The organism is Ottowia sp., assembly GCF_016703145.1.
Classification (GTDB): Bacteria; Pseudomonadota; Gammaproteobacteria; order Burkholderiales; family Burkholderiaceae_C; genus Ottowia.
Genome location: NZ_JADJCO010000005.1, coordinates 291,329 through 311,197, shown reverse-complemented (window position 1 = coordinate 311,197; position 19,869 = coordinate 291,329). Strand labels below are relative to the sequence as shown.

The following is a 19,869-nucleotide window of genomic DNA, read 5'->3' as shown; positions in this document are numbered from 1 at the left end:
TTCTTCCTCATTGTCCAAGAAAACTCAAAAACCCAGGCTCGCCCGCCGCCCGGCGCTCCAGCTTTGGCCCGGCACGCTTTCGCAGAAGCTTCCGTTGCCCTCGTTGACGATTCCCGATCCCGCATGGGGGTGAAATTGGGTCGGATTCAAATCTTGAATTGAACTCTGGTTCATCCTATCCCACCTGCCCCCACACCTTCTCCAGCCGCTTGACGCTCACCGGCTGCGGCGTGCGCAGCTCCTGCGCGAACAGGCTCACGCGCAGTTCCTCCAGCAGCCAACGCAGCTCCTGCAGGCGGGCGTCCTGCACGCCCTTGCGCTCGGCGACCAGGCGCCAGAAGCGCTGGTCCTGCGCGCGCGCCTCGGCCATGCGCTGGGTGTCGCGGGCGGGATCGGCGCGCAGCTTGTCCAGGCGCAGGGTGATGGCCTTGAGGTAGCGCGGAAAGTGCTGCAGCGCGGGCCAGGGCGTGGCGGCCAGGAAGCGCCTGGGCATCAGGCGCTGCAACTGCTCGGCGGCGTCCCGGGTGGCATCGGGCGCGCCCTTGGTGTCCTTGATCTTGCGCGCGGCCACGGCGTACTCGGCCAGGACGGCGCCGGCCAGCCGGGCGACTTCGCCGGCGATCAGGGTCAGGCGCGCGCGGCCCGCCTCCACCCGGCGGTTGAAGCTGGCCTCGCCGGTGGGCAGCGGGTCGATGAGGAAGGCGCGCTCCAGCGCCACGTCGATGATCTGCTGGCGCAGTTCCTCGGCGGTCCCCAGCGGCATGAAGGCGACGGCCATCTTCTGCAGGTCGGGGATGTTCTTCTCCAGGTACTTCAGCGCGTCCTTCACCTGCAGCGCGAACAGGCGGCGCAGGCCGGCGCGGTGGCGGGCGCTGGCCACCTCGGGCTCGTCGAAGACTTCGATGGTGACCGCGTCGCCGGCGTCGATGAGGGCCGGAAAGCCGATCAGCACCTGCCCCTTGCGGCGGACTTCCAGCAGCTCGGGCAGTTCGCCGAAGGTCCAGGCGGTGTGGCGGGCATCGTCGGCCAGCGCATGGTTTGCTTCTTTTTTTATAGCTTTAGGCTCAGTATCCACGCCGGCTTGAGGCATTTTTTCTTCAGAATCGACCGCGGACGCCGGCGGCGGCGCCGGCTTCAGCGCCGCCAGCGCCTGGAAGGCGCCGCGCGCCTCGCCGCCCAGCTCGGCCTTCAGCGCGCCCAGGTTGCGGCCCTGGCCGCGCTGGCGGCCGTGCTCGTCGACGACGCGAAAGTTCATGAACAGGTGCGCGGGCACCATGTCCAGCTTGAAGTCGGTGCGCTTGACATCGAGGCTGGTGGCCTCGCGCACCCGCTTCAGCAGCGCGTCGGTCAGGCTGCCGGCGCCAAAGACGTCGGGCATGCCCAGCAGGTCGGCCAGCCGCGCGGCGCTGTCCGGCAGGGGCACGAAGCGGCTGCGCGGCTTTTGCGGCAGGCTTTTCAGCAGGGCCTGGATCTTGTCCTTCAGCATGCCGGGCACCAGCCATTCGGCGCGCGCCTCGCTCACCTGGTTGAGCACGAACAGCGGCACGGCCACCGTCAGGCCGTCGCGGGGGTCGCCGGGTTCGTGCAGGTAGCTGGCGGCGCAGTCCACGCCCCCCAGGCGCACGACCTTGGGGAAGGCGCTGGTGGTGATACCCGCCGCCTCGTGGCGCATCAGCGCCTCGCGGGTCAGGCGCAGCAACTCGGGCTGGGCGCGGCTGGCCTCGCGCCACCAGCGCTCGAAGTCGCGGCCATTGCTGATGCCCTGGGGCACCTGCTGGTCGTAGAAGGCGTAGATCAGCTCGTCGTCCACCAGCACGTCCTGGCGGCGGCTCTTGTGCTCCAGCTCCTCGACCTTGGCGATGGCCTTCTGGTTGGCGGCCAGGAAGGGCAGGCGGCGCGCCCAGTCCTCGGGCCACTCGCCGCCGGCCAGGGCCTCGCGGATGAAGATCTCGCGCGCGGCGTGCGGGTCCACCAGCCCGAAGCTCTTGCGCCGGCCGGTGTAGACGGGCAGGCCGTACAGCGTGGCGCGCTCGAAGGCGATCACGTCCTGGGCCTTCTTCTCCCAGTGCGGCTCCAGCAGTTGCTTCTTCAGCAGATGGCCGCCCACCTCCTCCAGCCACGCCGGGTCGATGGCGGCGATGCCGCGGCCGAACAGGCGCGTGGTTTCCACCAGCTCGGCGCAGACGATCCAGCGCCCCGGCTTCTTGCGCAGGTGCGCGCCCGGATGGCGGTGGAACTTGATGCCGCGCGCGCCCAGGTACTCGCCACTGGGGGCGTCATCGCCCTCCAGCTTGCAGCCGATATTGCCCAGCAGGCCCGTCAGCAACGACTTGTGCACGGCGTCGTAGCCGGCGGGCTGGGTGTTCTCGACCCATTTGTGCTCGGCCACCACGGTGTGCAGTTGCGTGTGGATGTCGCGCCATTCGCGCACGCGGCGGATGTTGATGTAGTTCTGGCGCAGCAGGCTTTCCCACTGGCGGTTGCTGAGCTTGTGCGCAGGCGCCTCGCCGGAGAGTGCCACGCCTTCGCCCAGCGCCGCGCGGGCGGCCTGCAGGGCCAGGGCGGCGCGCTGCGCGGGGGGCAGCGCGGCCAGCCGGGCGGCGCTGGGCCGGGCGCCCTGCCCCTCCTGCGCCGCCATGCCGCGCCGCGTGGTGGCCACGGCCTGGCCACCGCGCGCGTCGTGCAGCCACTTCCACAGGCGCAGGTAGCCGCTGAACTCGCTCTTCTCGTCGTCGAACTTGGCGTGCGCCTGGTCGGCCTGGGCCTGCGCTTCCATCGGGCGGTCGCGCACGTCCTGCACGCTCAGGGCGGCGGCGATGACCAGCACCTCGCGCAGCGCGCCGCGTTCGCGCGCGGCCAGGATCATGCGGCCCACGCGCGGGTCCAGCGGCAGGCGCGCCAGCTCGCGGCCCAGCCCGGTGAGCTGCAGCGCGTCGTCGACAGCGCCCAGCTCGTTCAGCAGCTGGTAGCCATCGGCGATGGCGCGGCCCGAAGGGCTGTCGAGGAAGGGAAAGTCCTCCACCCGGCCGCTGTCGCCTTCCAGGTGCAGGCTCTTCATGCGCAGGATGACGGCGGCCAGCGAGGAGCGCAGGATTTCCGGGTCGGTGAAGCGCGGGCGGCCGGCGAAGTCCTTCTCGTCGTACAGGCGGATGCAGATGCCGTCGGACACGCGCCCGCAGCGCCCGGCGCGCTGGTTGGCGGCGGCCTGGCTCACGGGCTCGACCAGCAACTGCTCCACCTTGCTGCGATAACTGTAGCGCTTGACGCGCGCCGTGCCTGCGTCGATGACGTACTTGATGCCGGGCACCGTGAGCGAGGTCTCGGCCACGTTGGTGGCCAGCACGATGCGCGGCGCGCCGTGCGGATCGAACACGCGGTCCTGCTCGGCCTGCGACAGGCGCGCGAACAGCGGCAGCACCTCGACGCCGCGCGTCAGCGCGCCGTGCGCCAGGTGCTTGCGCAGGTGGTCGGCGGCCTCGCGGATCTCGCGCTCGCCCGGCAAAAAGACCAGGATGTCCCCGCCCGGCCGGCCGGCCCACAGCTCGTCCACGCCGTCGGCGATGGCGCTGTTCAGGTCGCGGTCGCGGCTTTCCTCGAACGGGCGCCAGCGCTGCGCCACCGGGTAGGTGCGGCCGGACACCATCAGCACCGGCGCCGGACCGGTCCTGCCCTCGAAATGCTTGGCGAAGCGGTCCGCGTCGATGGTGGCCGAGGTGACGATCACCTTCAGGTCGGGCCGCCGGGGCAGGATCTGCTTGAGGTAGCCCAGCAGGAAGTCGATGTTCAGGCTGCGCTCGTGCGCCTCGTCGATGATGAGCGTGTCGTAGGCGTTCAGCAGCGGGTCGGTCTGCGTCTCGGCCAGCAGGATGCCGTCGGTCATCAGCTTGACGCTGGCGCCGGGCGTGAGCCGGTCGTTGAAGCGCACCTTGTAGCCCACTACCTCGCCCAGCGGCGTGTGCAGCTCGTCGGCGATGCGCTTGGCCACGCTGGTGGCGGCGATGCGGCGCGGCTGCGTGTGGCCGATCAGGCGCCCGCGCTCGCCGGGCCTGGCGTTGAGGCGGCCCCGGCCCATGGCCAGCGCGATCTTGGGCAGTTGCGTGGTCTTGCCCGAGCCCGTCTCGCCGCAGACGATGACGACCTGGTGCGCGCCCACCGCCGCCTCGATCTCGGCGCGGCGGGCGGAGACGGGCAGGCTGTCGGGAAACTCGATCTTCAGCGGCGGGCGGGGTTCATTCATGGGGTGCGGGATTATCCCAGCCGTGCCCGGCCGAGCCGCCGCACGGACAGGTCAGGCGCCGCTCACGGGCTGCGCCTCGGGAAACGTCCAGGCCCCGCTGGCGACTTCCGCGCGCGGCTGGTACAGGCGCACGATGTAGTTCCAGCCCGGCATGATCGGCAGGCAGTTGGGCGTCTTGCCGCCGTCGCAGCCGCCGAACTGGACGGTGATCGCGCCGTCGCTGCCGCGCTGGGCCGTCACGTTGTTGACCGTGTAGGCGCCTGCGGCGTTCTTCTCGAAATAGCCCGCGGCGTTGTAGAGGCTGATCGACCAGAAGGCGTCCACGGGCACGTCCTTGACGGTCAGCCGATGGATCGTCTTGCCATCGGCCTTCCCGGGGTAGACGTTGAGGTAGATGGCCTCCTTGTCCGGCAATCCTCCCCAGCCGAAGGCCGCTCCGATGAGATGCCTGACCGGGTCCACCTCGGCTCTGGAGCCGAACATCCCGCGGGCATCCGGCACGGTGGACGCGAGCTCGAGCAGGGTTTCGCGCACCTTCTTGAGGCCGGCCGCATCCCATGACGGCAGCTCCAGCGTGCCGGGGTCTTTCTGGCTGACCCGGATCGCGTCCTGCAGCGCGTGGGCCTGCTGGAGGTCGTCCGCGCTCCCGGGGTCGACGAAGATGCGGATGATCACGTAGGCGTAGCGCGTGCCGACGCCCTCCTTGGCCAGCGTGTGCGGGCCAGCGCCGTGGATGATGTGCGTCGTGTAGTGGTCCTGGTTGATGACGTGCAGCGAGAGGTAGCGCTTGCCGGCATCGGGCAGGGTGATGGTCACTGGCCCGGCATCCAGGTCGAGCACGGCGCTGCAATACAGCGTGTCCCGGTTGGTCCGGATCACCCGCTGGTGGTCGATGGATGCCAGATCGCGTGCGTTGCGCAGCTGGCCCACCCCCGCGAGCTGGGCCAGCCCGGCCAGGTAGGTGTCGGTTTCCGCGCGCACGAAATTGTCGACGCCGACAGGGGCTGGGGGCGGCGCAGCCGTTTGCGCCTGGGCGGGGGGCGCGGCAGTCGAGTCGCCCATAGCCGTTGCGGCGGCGAGATGGGAGGATGGCTTCTGCATGCGGGTCTTCTGGATGAGGGGGCGTGGCTCAGTGTACTGATTGAACGGTGGGGAACTTCGGGCGCCGCGACTGTCCCCGCGCGGAACTCCCGGCGCCGGCGGTGGTCAGTCATCTCCCATGAACGCCAAGACGCCCCTCGGCCGCCGCCAGGCGGGCCCCGCCCTGCCTCCCGCGCCGCGCAACCCCGTGGCGCGGGCCCTGGCCGTGCGCGCCGCGTCGGGCGCGGCCGGTGCGCACCGGCGCGCGGCGGGGGCCAGCGGCGCGCCGACCGCATGGCGCTGCAGCGCAGCCTGCGCGGCGGGGACCAGGTGGCCTGAACCCGCTGCAGCTTCAATTTTGATAGCTTTTAGCTCAATACTGGCGCTGGCTAAAGTCGCTTTTCATTGAAAATCACCTTGTTCCAGCCCAGGCGGCCACTCCAGCCGCACGCGGTGGGTGCGCGCCAGCGCCAGGCGATCGGCCTCGGTGTCGATGTCGAGCGTGTGGCGCTCGCTGGCCACGGGCAGCAGCGCCACCTGATCGGCGTGCTGGCGCCGCCATTCGCGCAGGCCGGTGTGCGCGGGCGCCTGCATGACGGCCTGCCGCACGGCGGCGTCGAAGACCAGCGGGTGGCCCAGTTGCCCCTCGAAGCGGGGCTGGATCAGCGCGATGCCTGGCGCGCGCCCGCGCCAGGCGTCCAGCGCCCAGCGCAGCTCGGCCGCGCCCACCAGGGGCTGATCGGCCAGGGCCACCAGCACGGCATCCAGCCCGGCGGGCAGCAGCGCCAGCGCGCAGCGCAGCGAACCGCCGGGGCCGGCGTCGGGATCGGGGTTGCGGGCCCAGCGCAGGTCGACGGCGGGCGCCAGCGCGGGCTCCAGCGCCGCCAGCACCGGCTCGATGCGGTCGGCATGGTGGCCCAGCGCCACCGCCACGGGCGCCACGCCCGCCTCGGCCAGCGCCCGCAGGTGGCGCTCCACCAGCGGCGCGCCGTCGAGCGTCAGCAGGCACTTGGGACGGTGTCCGATGCGGCTGCCAGCACCGGCGGCCATCAGCACGGCGCCGACGGCGGCGGTCATCCGGTGGAGCAGGCCGCGCCGCTCCGCGCCGCGCCCTGCCGGTCCTTCACGTGGGCCACGTCCACGTCGCGCGGCAGCGCCACGCCGTTCTTCACGGCCAGCACCTCGGCCATGATGCTCACGGCGATCTCGGGCGGGGTCTTGCTGCCGATGTAGATGCCGATCGGCCCGCGCAGGCGCGCCAGGCTCTCCCGCGTCTGGCCCAGGTGCTCGATCATGCGTTGATGGCGCGCCTGGTTGTTGCGGCGGCTGCCGATGGCGCCGATGTAGAAAGCCGGCGTGTCCAGCGCCTGCAGCAGCGCCAGGTCGTCCAGCTTGGGATCGTGCGTGAGGGCGACGACGCAGGTGCGCGCGTCGGGGCGTAACTCGGCCACGGTGTCGTCGGGCATGCTGGCCAGCAGTCGCGCGCCGGGCACGCTCCAGGCGCCGCGGTATTCCTCGCGCGGGTCGCACACGGTGACGGCGAAGCCGGAGAACAGCGCCATGGTGGCGAGGTATTCGCTCATCTGCCCGGCGCCGATGATGAGCATGCGGTATTCGGGGCCGAAGGTGTTGACCAGCTCCGCATCGCTCAACGCAAGGTCGGCGGGCGCGTCGGCGGACTCCAGCCGCGCCTGCCCGTCGGCCAGCCGCACGCGCCGGTGCATCAGGCGGCCGGCGTCCAGCGCGCGCACCAGCTCGGCCAGGACGGCGGCGTCGGGGTCGAACTCCAGCAGCAGCTCCAGCGTGCCACCGCAGGGCAGGCCGAAGCGGTGCGCCTCGTCGGCCGTGATGCCGTACTTGGCGAACCGCGGCGGCCCGGCGTGCGGCAGCGCGTCGGCCCCGGCGCCCTGGGCGTAGCGGGCGATCAGGTCGTCCTCGATGCAGCCGCCGGAGACCGAACCCACCACCGCACCGCCCTCGCACAGCGCCATGATCGAGCCCACGGGCCGCGGCGACGAGCCCCAGGTGCGCACCACCGTGGCCAGCACGGCCGGCTTGCCGGCCTGGCGCCAGTCGCGCAGCGCGCGCAGCACCGTGACGTCGAGGTTTTCCATGGCGCTATCTTGCTCCCATCGTCCCCAAATTTCAGCGCAGGGCCCAGGCGATCCCCAGCACCACGATCACGGCGGCCACCACCCACACCCAGGCGGGCAGGCCGGCGCCCGCCGCGGATGCGGGCGCGGGCACAGCGGGCGCGCTCGCCTCGGCGGCGGCCGGGGCCGGATGGCGGCGCTGCATCTCCTCGTCGAAGCGCTTGAAGAAACTCTCGGCCATGGACCTGGCCACGCCGTCGATCAGGCGCTGGCCCACCTGGGCAATCTTGCCGCCGACGGTGGCGTTGACGGCGTAGGCCAGCTCGCAGCCACTGCCCTGCGGCGTGAGGTTGACCCGGGCAGTGCCCTTGCCGAAGCCCGCCGCGCCGCCATTGCCGTCGAAGCTGAGCGTGTAGCTGCTCGGCGCCTGGATGTCGGCCAACTGGATGCTGCCCTTGAACCGGGCGGCCACGGGGCCGACCTTGATGGCGTTGACCAGGGCGTAGGCGTTCTCGCCGGTGGCCTCGATGCTCTCGCAGCCGGGGATGCAGGCCTTGAGCACCTCGGGGTCGTTGAGCGCCTCCCAGGCCTGTTGCTGCGTCACGGTGAGCGGCCGCGTGCCTTGCATGTCCATGTGGATACCTCTTGTCTTGCTATGGCTTGATGAGCGTGGCGATGGCGCCCGCCAGCTCCTGCAGGCGCGTGACGTTGTGCACCGCCAGCATGCCGTCGGCCGCGCGGTGCAGCACCGCCGCGCCGCGCGCGCTGGGCGCGTAGCCGTCGTAGCGCAGCAGCGGGTTGAGCCACAGGATGCGGCGCGCGTGGCGCCCCAGCCAGGCCAGCTCGCGCGCCAGGTCGTCGGGCTCGCCGGTGTCCAGCCCGTCGCTGACGATCAGCACCAGCGTGCGGCGCCCGACCAGCCGGCGCGCGTGCCGCTGGCGCAGCGTGGCCAGCGCGTCGCCCAGGCGCGTGCCGCCGGCGAAGTCCTGGATGGCGCGGCCGGCCTGCACCAGCATGGCGTCGGTGTCGGCCAGGCGGAAGGCGGGCGTCAGGTCCGTCAGGCGTGTGCCGAAGGCGAACACGTCGCGCCGCAGGGACAAGCCCCGCACGCGGGCGGTGGCCGCGTGCAGGAAGGCCAGCAGCAGGCGCGCGTAGCGCTCCATGGAGCCCGACACGTCCACCAGCAGCAACAGCGGCAGCGGCTGGCGGCGGCGCTGCAGGCGGCGCAGCGCCATCACCTCGCCGCCGCTTTGCGCCGCATCGCGCAGGGTGCGGCCCCAGTGCACGCGCGCCCCCCGGCCGCCAGCACGGGTGCGGCGCGCGGGCACGGTGGGCACGGGCAGGCGAAGCTCGCGCACCAGGCGCTCCACCAGGGCGTACTCGCTGGCGCCGAGCTGGTTGAAGTCGGCGTGCTTCAGGCGCGCCAGGTCGCTGGCGGTCATGGCGGCGTCGAAGTCGATGTCCTTGCCGGGTGGCGTGGGCTGCCCGGGCGGGCGCGCGGCGAAGGGCGCCAACGCCTCGCGCACGCGCGGACGCTGGCGCGGCGGCGCGGCCTGGCCTTCAGCCGAGGGCAGCATCTGGGCCAGCAGCTTCTTGGCCAGCTCGGGATCGCGGAAGAAGGCGTCGAACAGCTCGCGGAACACGGCGCGGTCCTGCTCGCGGCTGACCAGCACGGCCTCCAGGGCGGCGCCCATGTCCAGCTTGCGCTCCACCCCCACGAGTTGCACCGCCTGCTGCGCCAGGGCGATGCGCGCGGCATCCACCGGCACGCCGGCGCGGCGCAGCGTGCGGCCGAAGGCGCCGATGTTGCCGGCCAGCTTGCCGCTGCGCGCGTCGCCCAGCAGGGTCGCGGTGGACGGCGCGGGCATCAGGCGTCTTCCTCCGCCGCCAGGGCGTCGGCGATCAGCGCGGGCGTGAGCGCGGCCACGTCCTCGCGCTGCTTGAACAGCACGCCGGCGGTGTCCCGCACCACCTCGGGGTCGAGGTTCAGCGCGTCCAGCGCCACCAGGGCGCGCGCCCATTCGACGCTCTCGGCGATGCCCGGCGAGCGCTGGAAGTGGCCCGCATGCGGCGCGCCGCGCAGGCGATGCACGAAGGCGGCGACCTGGGCTGCCAGCGCCTGCGGCGCCTCGGGCACGCGGGCGCGCACGATGGCCAGCTCGCGCTCGCGCTCGGGGTAGTCCACCCAGTGGTAGAGGCAGCGGCGCTTGACGGCGTCGTGCAGCTCGCGCGTGCGGTTGCTGGTGAGGATGGTGACCGGCGTGGCGGCGGCGCGCACGGTGCCCAGCTCGGGGATGCTGACCTGGTATTCGCCCAGGTATTCGAGCAGGAAGGCCTCGAAGGGCTCGTCGGCGCGGTCCACCTCATCGATGAGCAGCACGGCGCCGGGCGCGGGCGCCTGCAACGCTTGCAGCAGCGGACGGCGCACCAGGTACTGGGGCTGATAGACCTCTTGCTCCAATTCACTGGCGGGCGCCCGCCCTTCAGCGGCGCGCAGGTGCAGCAACTGGGCGGCGTAGTTCCATTCGTACAGGGCCTCGCGCTGCTCCAGGCCGTCGTAGCACTGCAGGCGCAGCAGCTCGCGGCCCAGGGCGACGGCCAGCGCCTTGGCCAGCTCGGTCTTGCCCACGCCGGGCTCGCCTTCCAGCAGCAGCGGGCGCTGCAGCCGGAGCGCCAGGAACACCGCCGTGGCCAGGCGCCGGTCCGCGAAGTAGCCGGCCGCCTGCAGCGCGGCGGCGAGGGCGTCGATGGAGGCGGCGGCTGCAGGCGCCGGAGGTGCGTTCATGAGACCCGATCAGCGGCGCAGTCGTTTACTATCAATAACATAGCTGTACCCGCAATATCCGCGCCGGCTAGAGGCCAAAAATACCTGAAATCCAACGCATCAGCCCCATCAGCCCAGCGCCTTGGCGACGGCGCGCTGCGCCATCACACCCACCAGGTGGGCGCGGTAGGCGCTGCTGCCGTGCAGGTCGCTGGACATCTCCGACTCGCCGGTCCGTACGCTGGCGATCGCCTCCGGCGTGAAGCTGCCGCCCAGCGCCGCCTCCATGCCCGCATGGCGGAACACGCCGTTGCCCCCGCCCGTGACGGCCACGCGCACGCCACGCTCGGTCTGCGCCACGAACACGCCGATCAGCGCGAACAGCGACGCCGGCTGGCGGAATTTGACGTAGGCGGCGCGCCGCGGGATCGGGAAGCTCACGGCGGTGATCAGCTCGCCCTCTTCCAGCGCGGTGGCGAACAGGCCCTGGAAGTAGTCGTCGGCTTCGATCCGGCGCGCCGTGGTGTGCACCGTGGCGCCCAGCCCCAGCAGCGCGGCGGGGTAGTCGGCGGCGGGGTCATTGTTGGCCACCGAGCCGCCAAGGGTGCCGCGCGCGCGCACCTGCTTGTCGCCGATGCCGCCGGCCAGCGCGGCCAGCGCCGGGATGGCGGCGCGCACGTCGGCGCTTTCGGCCACGTCGGCGTGGCGCGTCATGGCGCCGATGACGAGGGCGTCGCCCTCTTTCCGGATGCCGGCCAGTTCCTTGACGGCGCCCAGGTCCACGATCTGCTCGGGCGCGGCCAGGCGCAGCTTCATCGAGGCCAGCAGGGTCTGGCCGCCGGCCAGCGCCTTGCCGCCGGCCTGGATCAGCGCCAGCGCGTCGGCCTGGGAAACGGGACGCTCATAGGTGAATGCGTACATGTGCGTGCTCCTTTCAGGCTTGGGCGCCGCGGATGGCCTGCCACACGCGGTGCGGGGTGGCGGGCATGTCGAGGTCCTTCACGCTCAGCGGGCGCAGGGCGTCGAGCACGGCGTTGATGACCGCCGGCGGCGAGCCGATGGCGCCCGCCTCGCCGCAGCCCTTGGTGCCGAGGGGGTTGTGGGTGCAGGGGGTGCACACGTGGCCCAGCTTGAACTCGGGGAAGTCGGCCGCGCGCGGCATGGTGTAGTCCATGTAGCTGCCGGTGAGCAGCTGGCCCGACTCGGGGTCGTACACGCCGTGCTCCAGCAGCGCCTGGCCGATGCCCTGCACCAGGCCGCCGTGCACCTGGCCTTCGACGATCATGGGGTTGACGATGACGCCGAAGTCGTCCACCGCGGTGAAGCGGTCCACCGTCACGACGCCGGTGGCCGGGTCCACCTCCACCTCGCAGACGTAGCTGCCGGCGGGGTAGGTGAAGTTGGTCGGGTCGTAGAACGCGTTTTCGTTCAGCCCCGGTTCCAGCTTGTCCAGCGGGTAGTTGTGCGGCACGTAGGCGGTGAGGGCCACCTGGGCGAAGGGGATCTTCTTGTCGGTGCCCTTGACGGTGAACTCGCCGCCCGCGAACTCGATGTCGGCGTCGCTGGCCTCCATCAGGTGCGCGGCGATCTTCTTGGCCTTGGCCTCGATCTTGTCGAGCGCGCGCATGATGGCCGCGCCGCCCACGGCCAGCGAGCGCGAGCCGTAGGTGCCCATGCCGAAGGGCACGCGGCCGGTGTCGCCGTGCACGATGTCGACCTTTTCCACCGGGATGCCCAGGCGTGCCGCCACCACCTGCGCGAAGGTCGTCTCGTGGCCCTGGCCGTGGCTGTGCGAGCCGGTGAACACCGTCACGCTGCCGGTGGGGTGCACGCGCACCTCGCCGCACTCGAACAGGCCCGCGCGCGCGCCCAGGGCACCAGCGATGTTGGACGGCGCCAGGCCGCAGGCCTCGATGTAGCTGCTGTAGCCGATGCCGCGCCTGAGGCCCCCGGCCTCGCTGGCCTGGCGGCGCGCGTCGAAGCCCGCCACGTCGGCCAGCTGCTGCGCCTGGGTCATGCAGGCCATGTAGTCGCCCACGTCGTACTGCAGCGCCACCGGCGTCTGGTAGGGGAAGGTGGTGATGAAGTTGCGCTTGCGGATCTCGTCCTGCGGCAGGCTCAGCTCCCACGCGCAGCGGGTGACCAGGCGCTCCACCAGGTAGGTGGCCTCGGGCCGGCCGGCGCCACGGTAGGCGTCCACCGGCGCGGTGCTGGTGAACCAGCCGTCCACCTCGACGTAGATCTGCGGCGTGGTGTACTGCCCCGCCAGCAGCGTGCCGTACAGGATGGTCGGCACGGCCGAGGCGAAGGTGGACAGGTAGGCGCCCAGGTTGGCGTCGGTGTGCACGCGCATGGCCAGGAACCTGCCGTTCTGGTCCATCGCCATCTCGGCGTGGGTGATGTGGTCGCGGCCGTGCGCGTCGCTGACGAAGGATTCGCTGCGCTCGGCCGTCCACTTGACGGCGCAGTTCAATTGCCGGGCGGCCCAGGTGACGGCCACGTCCTCGGCGTACAGGAAGATCTTGGAGCCGAAGCCGCCGCCCACGTCGGGCGCGATGACGCGCACGCGGTGCTCGGGCAGGCCGAGCACGAAAGCGGTCATCAGCAGACGCTCGACGTGCGGGTTCTGGTTGGCCACGTACAGCGTGTACTCGTCGCTGGCGCGGCTGTAGACGCCGATGGCCGCCCGCGGCTCCATGGCGTTGGGAATCAGGCGGTTGTTGACCAGGTCGATCCGGGTCACGTGCGCGGCGGACGCGAACGCGGCGTCCACGGCCGCCTTGTCGCCCAGTGTCCACTTGTAGCAGTGGTTGTCGGGCGCGGCGTCGTGCAGCGCCGGGCCCTGCGCGGCGGTGCGCATGTCGATCACCGCGGGCAGCGCCTCGTAGTCGACCTGCACGGCCTCGGCTGCATTTTTGGCCTGCTCCAGCGTGTCGGCCACCACCAGCGCCACCTGGTCGCCCACGTAGCGCACCTTGCCTTGCGCCAGCACGGGGTGCGGCGGCTCCTTCATGGGGCTGCCGTCGGGGTTGCTGATGAGCCAGCCGCAGGGCAGGCCGTTCATCTTGCCCTCGATGTCCTGGCCGATGTAGATGGCGGCGACGCCGGGCATCCGGGCAGCGTCGGCGGTGTCGATGCCCAGGATGGCGGCGTGCGCGTGCGGCGAGCGCACGAACACGGCGTATTTCTGGTGGGCCTGGTTGATGTCGTCGGTGTACTGGCCCACGCCGGTCAGGAAGCGCAGGTCTTCCTTGCGCAGCAGCGACTCGCCGATGTGCGGCAGCTTGGCGAATTCATTGGCACCCATGGTCTGGTCTCCTTTGTCTGCGCCGTCAGGCGGCCATGGCTTGCTGCGCCGCCTGCACGGCCTTGACGATGTTCTGGTAGCCGGTGCAGCGGCAGAGGTTGCCCTCCAACAGTTCGCGGATCTCCGCCTCGGTCGCGCCAGGGTGGTACTTCAGCAGGTCCACCGTGCTCATCACCATGCCGGGCGTGCAGAAGCCGCACTGCAGGCCGTGGCATTCCTTGAAGGCGGCCTGCACCGGATGCAGTGTGCCGTCGGCCGCGGCCAGGCCCTCGATGGTGGTCACCTCCGCGCCCTGCACCTGCGCGGCCAGCGTGTTGCAGGCCTTGATGGAGCGGCCGTCCACGATCACCGTGCAGGCGCCGCACTGGGCGGTGTCGCAGCCCACGTGCGTGCCGGTCAGGTGCAGGTGCTCGCGCAGCAGCTGGACCAGGAGGGTGTGGGGCGGCACGTCGGCGCTCACCGCCCTGCCATTGACCTTGAGATCGACTTTCATCGCGGGCCTCTCCTTATCGTGGGTTTGGTGTGAGAATCCCCTTCATTCTTGGAACCCGGCCGGATGGCACGGCTAGGTAAAACCCTCGCTTGGAGCCTGGCGCGCTTGAAATTCTCAGTTTGAGACACCGCGCCCACGCGCCGGAGATTGAAGGCACACCGCCATGCGCGACGACCTCAGGCAGCAGCAGATCGCCCAGGCCCGCCAGGCCCTGCTGGCCGGCGGCCTGGAGCTGACGGGCGCGCTGGTGGGCGCCTGGTACGACCGCGCCTGGATCATGCAGAGTTGGCGCCGCTGCCTCGCCCACGGCCAGCAGCCGGACCAGCCGGTGGTGTTCGAGCAGCTCTCGCCCCATGCGCGTGCCCGTGCCGCCGAAGCCCACCACGCGCTGCTGGCCGCCGCCCGGCCCGAGCTGCGGCGCCTGGCCCAGGCGGTGGCGCCGATCCGCTACTTCGCCATCCTCACCGACGCCGCCGGCACCGTGATCGACACGGCCGGCGCCATCGACCACGCCGAGCAGCCGGTGCACGCCATCGCGCGCGTGGGCGTGGACCTGTCGGAGCGCAGCATCGGCACCAGCGCCATCGGCGCCGCCCTGGGCGAGCAGGTGCCCGTGTGGCTGCACCGGGGCGAGCATTTCTTCCGTGACACCAGCGTCTACAGCTGCGCCGGCGCACCGCTCTTCGGCCCCGGCGGGCAGTGCGTGGGCATGCTCGACCTCACCGGCGTGCAGGTGCCCGAGCGGCCGGAGCTGAAGCACCTGGTCGCCCAGTCGGCGCGCGGCATCGAGGAGGCCTTGGCGCTGGCCGTGCCGCACCGGCTGCGCCTGCACCTGGCCTGGCCCGCGGGCTGGCGCCTGAGCGGCGGTGATGGAGACGGCGGGCTGCTGTGCCTGGACGCCGAGGGCGGCGTGGCCAGCGCCAACGGCGCCGCGCGCCAGATGCTGCCGGCGCTGCACGCCCTGCGCCAGGGCACGATGCACGCCAGCGACCTGTTCGCCCTGCCCTGGCCGACGCTGTTCGACCTGGCGCGGCGAGGCGAGGCGAGCCTGGTGCCGCTGTGGTCCGGCCTGCGCCTGCGGGTGCGCGCCGAGTTGGCGGCCCAGGCCGCCCAGCCGGGTGCCCCGCGCGCTGCCGCCGAGGACGGCCCGCCCCCGCGCCCCCTGAGGGCGCTGGAGACCGAGCTGATCCATCAGGCCGTGCGCGAGGCTGGCGGCAACGTGGCCCAGGCCGCCCGCGCGCTGGGCCTGAGCCGCGCCACGGTGTACCGCCGGCTGGCTGCGCCCCATGGGCCTCATTCGCGGGCCGGGCGCGGCGTGACGGACGCGCGTTCGGCCGATTGAGCATTAAATAGCCATCCAGCCCGCTTCCGCATTTCGTCTACAGCTATGTTATAGATAGCAAACAGGCGCCTCCGACAACGCCGTTCAAGCCCAGTCAGGCCATTACACTTGGCGCCGCGGCCCGCCTCCGGGCCACCCGTCTGCTCGCACCGGCATGTCCACCGTCTTCAACTTCACCTTCGTCCCCTGGTTCCGCTCCGTCGCGCCGTACATCCACCTGCATCGCGGCAAGACCTTCGTGGTGGGCGTGGCGGGCGAGGCCATCGCCGCCGGCAAGCTGGCCAGCATCGCCACCGACCTGGCGCTGATCCAGAGCATGGGCGTGAAGATCGTGCTGGTGCACGGCTTTCGCCCGCAGGTCAACGAGCAGTTGCGCACCAAGGGCCACGAGCCGAGGTATTCGCACGGCATGCGCATCACCGACGAGGTGGCGCTGGACTGCGCGCAGGAGGCGGCGGGACAGCTGCGTTTCGAAATCGAGGCCGCCTTCAGCCAGGGCCTGCCCAACACGCCGATGGCCGGCTCGACGGTGCGCGTGATCTCGGGCAACTTCCTGACCGCGCGGCCCATGGGCATCATCGACGGGGTGGACTTCAAGAGCACCGGCGTGGTGCGCAAGGTGGACGTGGCGGGCATCACGCGCTCGCTTGACGCCGGGGCGATGGTGCTGCTGTCGCCCTTCGGCTTCTCGCCCACGGGCGAGGCCTTCAACCTGGCGATGGAGGAAGTGGCCACCTCGGTGGCCACGGCGCTGCAGGCCGACAAGCTGATCTTCCTGACCGAGAAGCCCGGCATCCGCGTGCGGCCGACCGAGCCCGAGGCCGAGGACAACCCGATCGACACCGAGATCCCCCTGGCCGACGCGCGCGCGTTGCTGGCGCGCCTGCCGGCGCCCGAGCGGCCGACGGACGTGAGCTTCTACCTGCGCCACTGCGTCACCGCCTGCGAGCGCGGCGTGGAGCGCAGCCACATCCTGCCCTTCGCGGTGGACGGCGCGCTGCTGCTGGAGGTGTACGTGCACGACGGCATCGGCACCATGGTGGTGGACGAAAAGCTGGAGAGCCTGCGCGAGGCCACGGCCGACGACGTGGGCGGCATCCTGATGCTGATCGAGCCGTTCGAGAAGGACGGCACCCTGGTCAAGCGCAGCCGCACCGAGATCGAGCGCGACGCCGGCAACTACACCATCGTCGAGCACGACGGCGTGATCTTCGCCTGCGCGGCGCTCTACCCTTATCCCGAGGCCCGTACGGGCGAAATGGCCGCGCTCACCGTCTCGCCGCAGAGCCAGAGCCAGGGCGATGGCGAGAAGGTGTTGAAGCGCATCGAGCAGCGCGCCCGCGTCATGGGCCTGGAAAGCATCTTCGTGCTGACCACGCGCACCATGCACTGGTTCATCAAGCGCGGCTTCACCCCGGTGGACCCGGACTGGCTGCCCGAGGCGCGCAAGCGCAAGTACAACTGGGACCGGCGCAGCCAGGTGCTGGTGAAAAAGCTTTAGGCGGGCAGCCTGCCGGCCTCGCGCGGCAATTTCAGCAGCACGGCCAGGATCGCGGCGATGAAGCCCGCGAAGCTCACGAACGACCAGTTGGCGATGGTGCCGCCCAGCAAGGTCCAGTCCACCGCGCTGCAGTCGCCGCTGCCCTTGAAGATCATCGGGATCACGCGCTGCAGCGGGAAGGATTCGATCATGCCGTACAGGTCGCGCCCGCAGGTGGCGAACTCCGGCGGGTTCCACTGCAGCCAGCTCTGGCGCGCCGCCGTGAAGGCGCCGAACGCCGCCGTGCCCACGGCCAGCAGGCCCCACAGGCGCCAGGCGCCCGGCTTGGCCGACAGCGCCGCCAGGGCGCAGAACACGCCCACCACGATGAGCGCGTAGCGCTGCACGATGCACATCGGGCAGGGCTCCAGCCCGACCACGTTCTGCAGGTAGAGGATGCCGAAGGCCAGCATCGCCGCGCAGACGACGGCGATGGCGCCGAACACGCGGCGCGGATGGGCAAGCAGGGAATGGAGCACGGTGCGGGGTTCTTTCGTGAAGCGGCGGCGATCGGCCGGGAACCGTTGCTGGAGTCCGGGCAGGCGCCGCAGGTTCCTGGCCAGGGTCTGGATGACTATTGTTTCGATAGCTTCAGGATCAATATGGACGCCGGCTGAGACCCCATTCTATGCTTAATACTCAACCCGCCTGGCGACGCACCCAGCCGACGAAGGCGTCCACGAACTTCTGCACGAACGCCTGGCTGGCGGCGCCGATGCGGCCGCCTTCGACCAGGCCGTCCTTCCACTGGATGAACATCTCGGGCTGGCCCAGCTGCGGCATCGCCAGGTAGGACAGCACGTTGCGCAGGTGCTGCTGCGCCATCGCCGTGCCGGCGGCGCCCACCGACACGCCCACCACGCCCGCCGGCTTGCCGGCCCACACGCTCTGGCCCCAGGGGCGCGAGGCGTGGTCGATGGCGTTCTTCAGCACGCCGGGCATGGAGCGGTTGTATTCCGGCGTGACAAACAGCACGCCGTCGGCCGCCTTGATCTCCTGGCGCAGGCGCGCCACGGCCGGCGCCGGGGGGTTGGCGTCGTCGTCCTGGCAGTACAGCGGCAGGTCGTCGATGCGGATGAAAGTCGCCGTCACGCCGGCTGGAAACTGCCGGGCCAGCGCCTCGGCGAACTGGCGGTTGTAGGAGTCCTTGCGGATGCTGCCGACCACGACGGCGATGTTGAGCGTGCTCATGGAAAAGGCGTCCTTGGAGTGGGGAGGTTGAAAAGCGGGGGGACGCGCCTCAGGCGAAGCGGCGCACCCAGTCGATGAAGGTGTCCATGAAACGCTGCGCGAACGCGCGCGAGCCCTCGCCGACGCGGCCCTCGGCATCGACCAGGCCGTCCTGCCAGTGAATGTACATCTCGGGCCCGGCCAGGGTGCGCATGTCCATCGCCGCCAGCACGTTGCGCAGGTGCTGCACCGCCATGGAGCCGGCCATGGCCCCCGGCGACACGCCGACGGCGGCGGCCGGCTTGCCCGCCCACCTGGACTGGCCGTAGGGCCGCGCGCCCAGGTCCAGCGCGTTCTTGAGCACGCCGGGAATCGAGCGGCTGTACTCCGGCGTGACGAACAGCACGCCGTCGGCGGCCTCGATCGCGCGCTTCAGGCGCTGGGTCTCGGGCGCGTCGTGGCCGTCGTGGTCCTGGTTGTAGTGCGGCAGGTCGTCGATGCGGATGAAGTCGAATTTGACGTCGTCGGGCGCCAGCCGTGCCAGCGCTTGGGCGAAGCGGCGGCTGTACGAGTCCTGGCGAATGCTGCCGACGACGACGGCGATGCGAAGCGGTTTCATGGGTGGGTGCTCCAGGTCATGGGATCGAGGGAGCGGATGATCGCCGCGGTGCCAATGGGCTTGCACCGGGCGGGTTGGACGAAACCGTGTAGAAGCGCCCCCGCATTTGGACAATGCCCCATGCACGAACCCCGCGCCGCGCCCGAGCCCGAACGCCACGTCCAGCCGAATTCAGCCGACAATCCGCGCAGCCCCCGCCCACCTGCCGGAGACCCGCCATGGCCGAGAAAAAATTCGCTTCCCACGCCGACCTCGAAGAAAAACAGATCAGTTGGGACCGGCTGTCCGCCAACGCCTACGCCTACACCGCCGAGGGCGATCCCAACACCGGCGTCATCATCGGCGACGACGGCGTGATGATCATCGACGCCACCGCCACGCCCGTGGCGGCGCAGGGCGTCATCCGCAAGATCCGCGAGATCACCGACCTGCCCATCAAGTACGTGGTGCTGACGCACTACCACGCCGTGCGCGTGCTGGGCGCCTCGGGCTATCGCGCGGAGGGCCTGCAGCACGTCATCGCCAGCCAGGACACGCGCGACCTCATCGTCGAGCGCGGCCAGCAGGACATGGACTCGGAGATCGGCCGCTTCCCGCGCCTGTTCCAGGCCGTCGAGAGCGTGCCCGGCCTGACCTGGCCGACGCTGACCTTCAGCGGCGAGATGACGCTGTGGCTGGGCCAGCTCGAAGTGCGCATCCAGCAGTTGGGCCGCGCCCACACCAAGGGCGACGCCATCGTCTACCTGCCTTCGCAGAACATCTGCTTCTCCGGCGACCTGGTGGAAGCGGACGCCGCCTGCTACACCGGCGACGCCTACCTGGCCGACTGGCCAGCCACGCTGGACCAGCTGGCCGCCATGAACTTCGACCAGCTGGTGCCCGGCCGCGGCCCCACGCTGACCACGCCCGAAGCAGTGCGCAAGGGGCTGGCCTACACGCGCGACTTCGTCACCACGCTCTACGCCAGCGCCCAGGAGGCCGTGGCGCAAAAGATGGACCTGAAAGCCACCATGGCCCACACGCGCCGGGCGATGGACCCCAAGTTCGCCCAGGTCTTCATCTACGAGCACTGCCTGCCCTTCGACGTGACCCGCGCCCACGACGAAGCCAGCGGCATCCGCGACCCGCGCATCTGGACCGCCGAGCGCGACCAGCAGATGTGGCACGCGCTGCAGCAGCCGTGACCTGTTTACTATCTATTCGATAGCTTCCAGCGCAATATCC

At 71.0% G+C, this 19,869-nt stretch carries 16 protein-coding genes; 3 read left to right on the top strand and 13 right to left on the bottom strand.

The window, feature by feature from the left end:
* Positions 1-175 precede the first annotated feature (175 nt).
* The 10 genes from hrpA to IPG65_RS14545 all read right to left on the bottom strand — a co-directional run bounded on the left by hrpA (position 176) and on the right by IPG65_RS14545 (position 13,974).
* Positions 176-4,237, bottom strand: a complete 4,062-nt coding sequence (gene hrpA / locus IPG65_RS14590; RefSeq protein WP_293191133.1) for an ATP-dependent RNA helicase HrpA — start codon at positions 4,235-4,237, stop codon at positions 176-178.
* 51 nt (positions 4,238-4,288) lie between these two features.
* A complete protein-coding gene (locus IPG65_RS14585) occupies positions 4,289-5,218 on the bottom strand; it encodes a DUF1254 domain-containing protein (protein ID WP_293191131.1) in 930 nt (309 codons plus the stop codon).
* Between the two features lie 501 nt (positions 5,219-5,719).
* Positions 5,720-6,394 carry a nucleotidyltransferase family protein gene (locus IPG65_RS14580; protein WP_293191129.1) on the bottom strand — a complete coding sequence of 225 codons (675 nt, stop codon included), beginning with the start codon at positions 6,392-6,394 and terminating at the stop codon, positions 5,720-5,722.
* The gene (locus IPG65_RS14575; RefSeq protein ID WP_293191127.1) at positions 6,391-7,431 is read right to left on the bottom strand and encodes an XdhC family protein; all 1,041 of its coding nucleotides are present in this window, start codon (positions 7,429-7,431) and stop codon (positions 6,391-6,393) included. Before IPG65_RS14575 ends, IPG65_RS14580 begins: the two co-directional genes overlap by 4 nt.
* A 31-nt stretch (positions 7,432-7,462) precedes the next feature.
* Positions 7,463-8,044, bottom strand: a complete 582-nt coding sequence (locus IPG65_RS14570) for a CoxG family protein (RefSeq protein ID WP_293191125.1) — start codon at positions 8,042-8,044, stop codon at positions 7,463-7,465.
* A gap of 19 nt (positions 8,045-8,063) precedes the next feature.
* Entirely contained in the window at positions 8,064-9,278 is a 1,215-nt protein-coding gene (locus tag IPG65_RS14565; RefSeq protein WP_293191124.1) for a VWA domain-containing protein, read from the bottom strand.
* Entirely contained in the window at positions 9,278-10,195 is a 918-nt protein-coding gene (locus tag IPG65_RS14560; protein WP_293191123.1) for a MoxR family ATPase, read from the bottom strand. Before IPG65_RS14560 ends, IPG65_RS14565 begins: the two co-directional genes overlap by 1 nt.
* A gap of 108 nt (positions 10,196-10,303) precedes the next feature.
* Positions 10,304-11,095 (bottom strand): xanthine dehydrogenase family protein subunit M, encoded by a 792-nt coding sequence (locus tag IPG65_RS14555; RefSeq protein WP_293191121.1) that lies wholly within the window; start codon positions 11,093-11,095, stop codon positions 10,304-10,306.
* Positions 11,096-11,108: 13 nt separating this feature from the next.
* Positions 11,109-13,481, bottom strand: coding sequence for a xanthine dehydrogenase family protein molybdopterin-binding subunit (locus tag IPG65_RS14550; protein WP_293191119.1), 2,373 nt, complete (start codon positions 13,479-13,481; stop codon positions 11,109-11,111).
* A gap of 25 nt (positions 13,482-13,506) precedes the next feature.
* Positions 13,507-13,974: a (2Fe-2S)-binding protein gene (locus IPG65_RS14545; RefSeq protein ID WP_293191118.1), complete on the bottom strand. Its 468-nt coding sequence runs from the start codon at positions 13,972-13,974 to the stop codon at positions 13,507-13,509.
* A gap of 163 nt (positions 13,975-14,137) precedes the next feature.
* Here IPG65_RS14545 and IPG65_RS14540 point away from each other — a divergent pair, with 163 nt between their 5' ends.
* Positions 14,138-15,316 (top strand): helix-turn-helix domain-containing protein, encoded by a 1,179-nt coding sequence (locus IPG65_RS14540; RefSeq protein ID WP_293191116.1) that lies wholly within the window; start codon positions 14,138-14,140, stop codon positions 15,314-15,316.
* 154 nt (positions 15,317-15,470) lie between these two features.
* Positions 15,471-16,817 carry an amino-acid N-acetyltransferase gene (gene argA / locus IPG65_RS14535; protein ID WP_293191114.1) on the top strand — a complete coding sequence of 449 codons (1,347 nt, stop codon included), beginning with the start codon at positions 15,471-15,473 and terminating at the stop codon, positions 16,815-16,817.
* Here argA and IPG65_RS14530 read toward each other — a convergent pair.
* From IPG65_RS14530 to IPG65_RS14520, 3 genes are all read right to left on the bottom strand, one after another.
* The gene (locus IPG65_RS14530; RefSeq protein ID WP_293191112.1) at positions 16,814-17,335 is read right to left on the bottom strand and encodes a disulfide bond formation protein B; all 522 of its coding nucleotides are present in this window, start codon (positions 17,333-17,335) and stop codon (positions 16,814-16,816) included. The two genes, argA and IPG65_RS14530, sit on opposite strands and share 4 nt — an antisense overlap.
* 160 nt (positions 17,336-17,495) lie before the next feature.
* Positions 17,496-18,047: an NADPH-dependent FMN reductase gene (locus IPG65_RS14525; RefSeq protein WP_293191110.1), complete on the bottom strand. Its 552-nt coding sequence runs from the start codon at positions 18,045-18,047 to the stop codon at positions 17,496-17,498.
* Positions 18,048-18,096: 49 nt separating this feature from the next.
* Positions 18,097-18,645: an NAD(P)H-dependent oxidoreductase gene (locus IPG65_RS14520; protein ID WP_293191108.1), complete on the bottom strand. Its 549-nt coding sequence runs from the start codon at positions 18,643-18,645 to the stop codon at positions 18,097-18,099.
* A gap of 218 nt (positions 18,646-18,863) precedes the next feature.
* On the opposite strand from IPG65_RS14520, the gene IPG65_RS14515 reads away from it, so the two are divergent.
* Positions 18,864-19,829, top strand: coding sequence for an MBL fold metallo-hydrolase (locus IPG65_RS14515; protein ID WP_293191106.1), 966 nt, complete (start codon positions 18,864-18,866; stop codon positions 19,827-19,829).
* Positions 19,830-19,869 lie beyond the last annotated feature (40 nt).

What these genes read in the sequence shown, in the direction of transcription:
- IPG65_RS14525 (WP_293191110.1), bottom strand. Translation starts at nt 18,047, where the DNA reads ATGAGCACGCTCAACATCGCCGTCGTGGTCGGCAGCATCCGCAAGGAC.
- IPG65_RS14545 (WP_293191118.1), bottom strand. Translation starts at nt 13,974, where the DNA reads ATGAAAGTCGATCTCAAGGTCAATGGCAGGGCGGTGAGCGCCGACGTG.
- IPG65_RS14520 (WP_293191108.1), bottom strand. Translation starts at nt 18,645, where the DNA reads ATGAAACCGCTTCGCATCGCCGTCGTCGTCGGCAGCATTCGCCAGGAC.
- IPG65_RS14550 (WP_293191119.1), bottom strand. Translation starts at nt 13,481, where the DNA reads ATGGGTGCCAATGAATTCGCCAAGCTGCCGCACATCGGCGAGTCGCTG.
- IPG65_RS14570 (WP_293191125.1), bottom strand. Translation starts at nt 8,044, where the DNA reads ATGGACATGCAAGGCACGCGGCCGCTCACCGTGACGCAGCAACAGGCC.
- hrpA (WP_293191133.1), bottom strand. Translation starts at nt 4,237, where the DNA reads ATGAATGAACCCCGCCCGCCGCTGAAGATCGAGTTTCCCGACAGCCTG.
- IPG65_RS14565 (WP_293191124.1), bottom strand. Translation starts at nt 9,278, where the DNA reads ATGCCCGCGCCGTCCACCGCGACCCTGCTGGGCGACGCGCGCAGCGGC.
- IPG65_RS14580 (WP_293191129.1), bottom strand. Translation starts at nt 6,394, where the DNA reads ATGACCGCCGCCGTCGGCGCCGTGCTGATGGCCGCCGGTGCTGGCAGC.
- IPG65_RS14575 (WP_293191127.1), bottom strand. Translation starts at nt 7,431, where the DNA reads ATGGAAAACCTCGACGTCACGGTGCTGCGCGCGCTGCGCGACTGGCGC.
- IPG65_RS14515 (WP_293191106.1), top strand. Translation starts at nt 18,864, where the DNA reads ATGGCCGAGAAAAAATTCGCTTCCCACGCCGACCTCGAAGAAAAACAG.
- IPG65_RS14540 (WP_293191116.1), top strand. Translation starts at nt 14,138, where the DNA reads ATGCGCGACGACCTCAGGCAGCAGCAGATCGCCCAGGCCCGCCAGGCC.
- argA (WP_293191114.1), top strand. Translation starts at nt 15,471, where the DNA reads ATGTCCACCGTCTTCAACTTCACCTTCGTCCCCTGGTTCCGCTCCGTC.
- IPG65_RS14555 (WP_293191121.1), bottom strand. Translation starts at nt 11,095, where the DNA reads ATGTACGCATTCACCTATGAGCGTCCCGTTTCCCAGGCCGACGCGCTG.
- IPG65_RS14560 (WP_293191123.1), bottom strand. Translation starts at nt 10,195, where the DNA reads ATGAACGCACCTCCGGCGCCTGCAGCCGCCGCCTCCATCGACGCCCTC.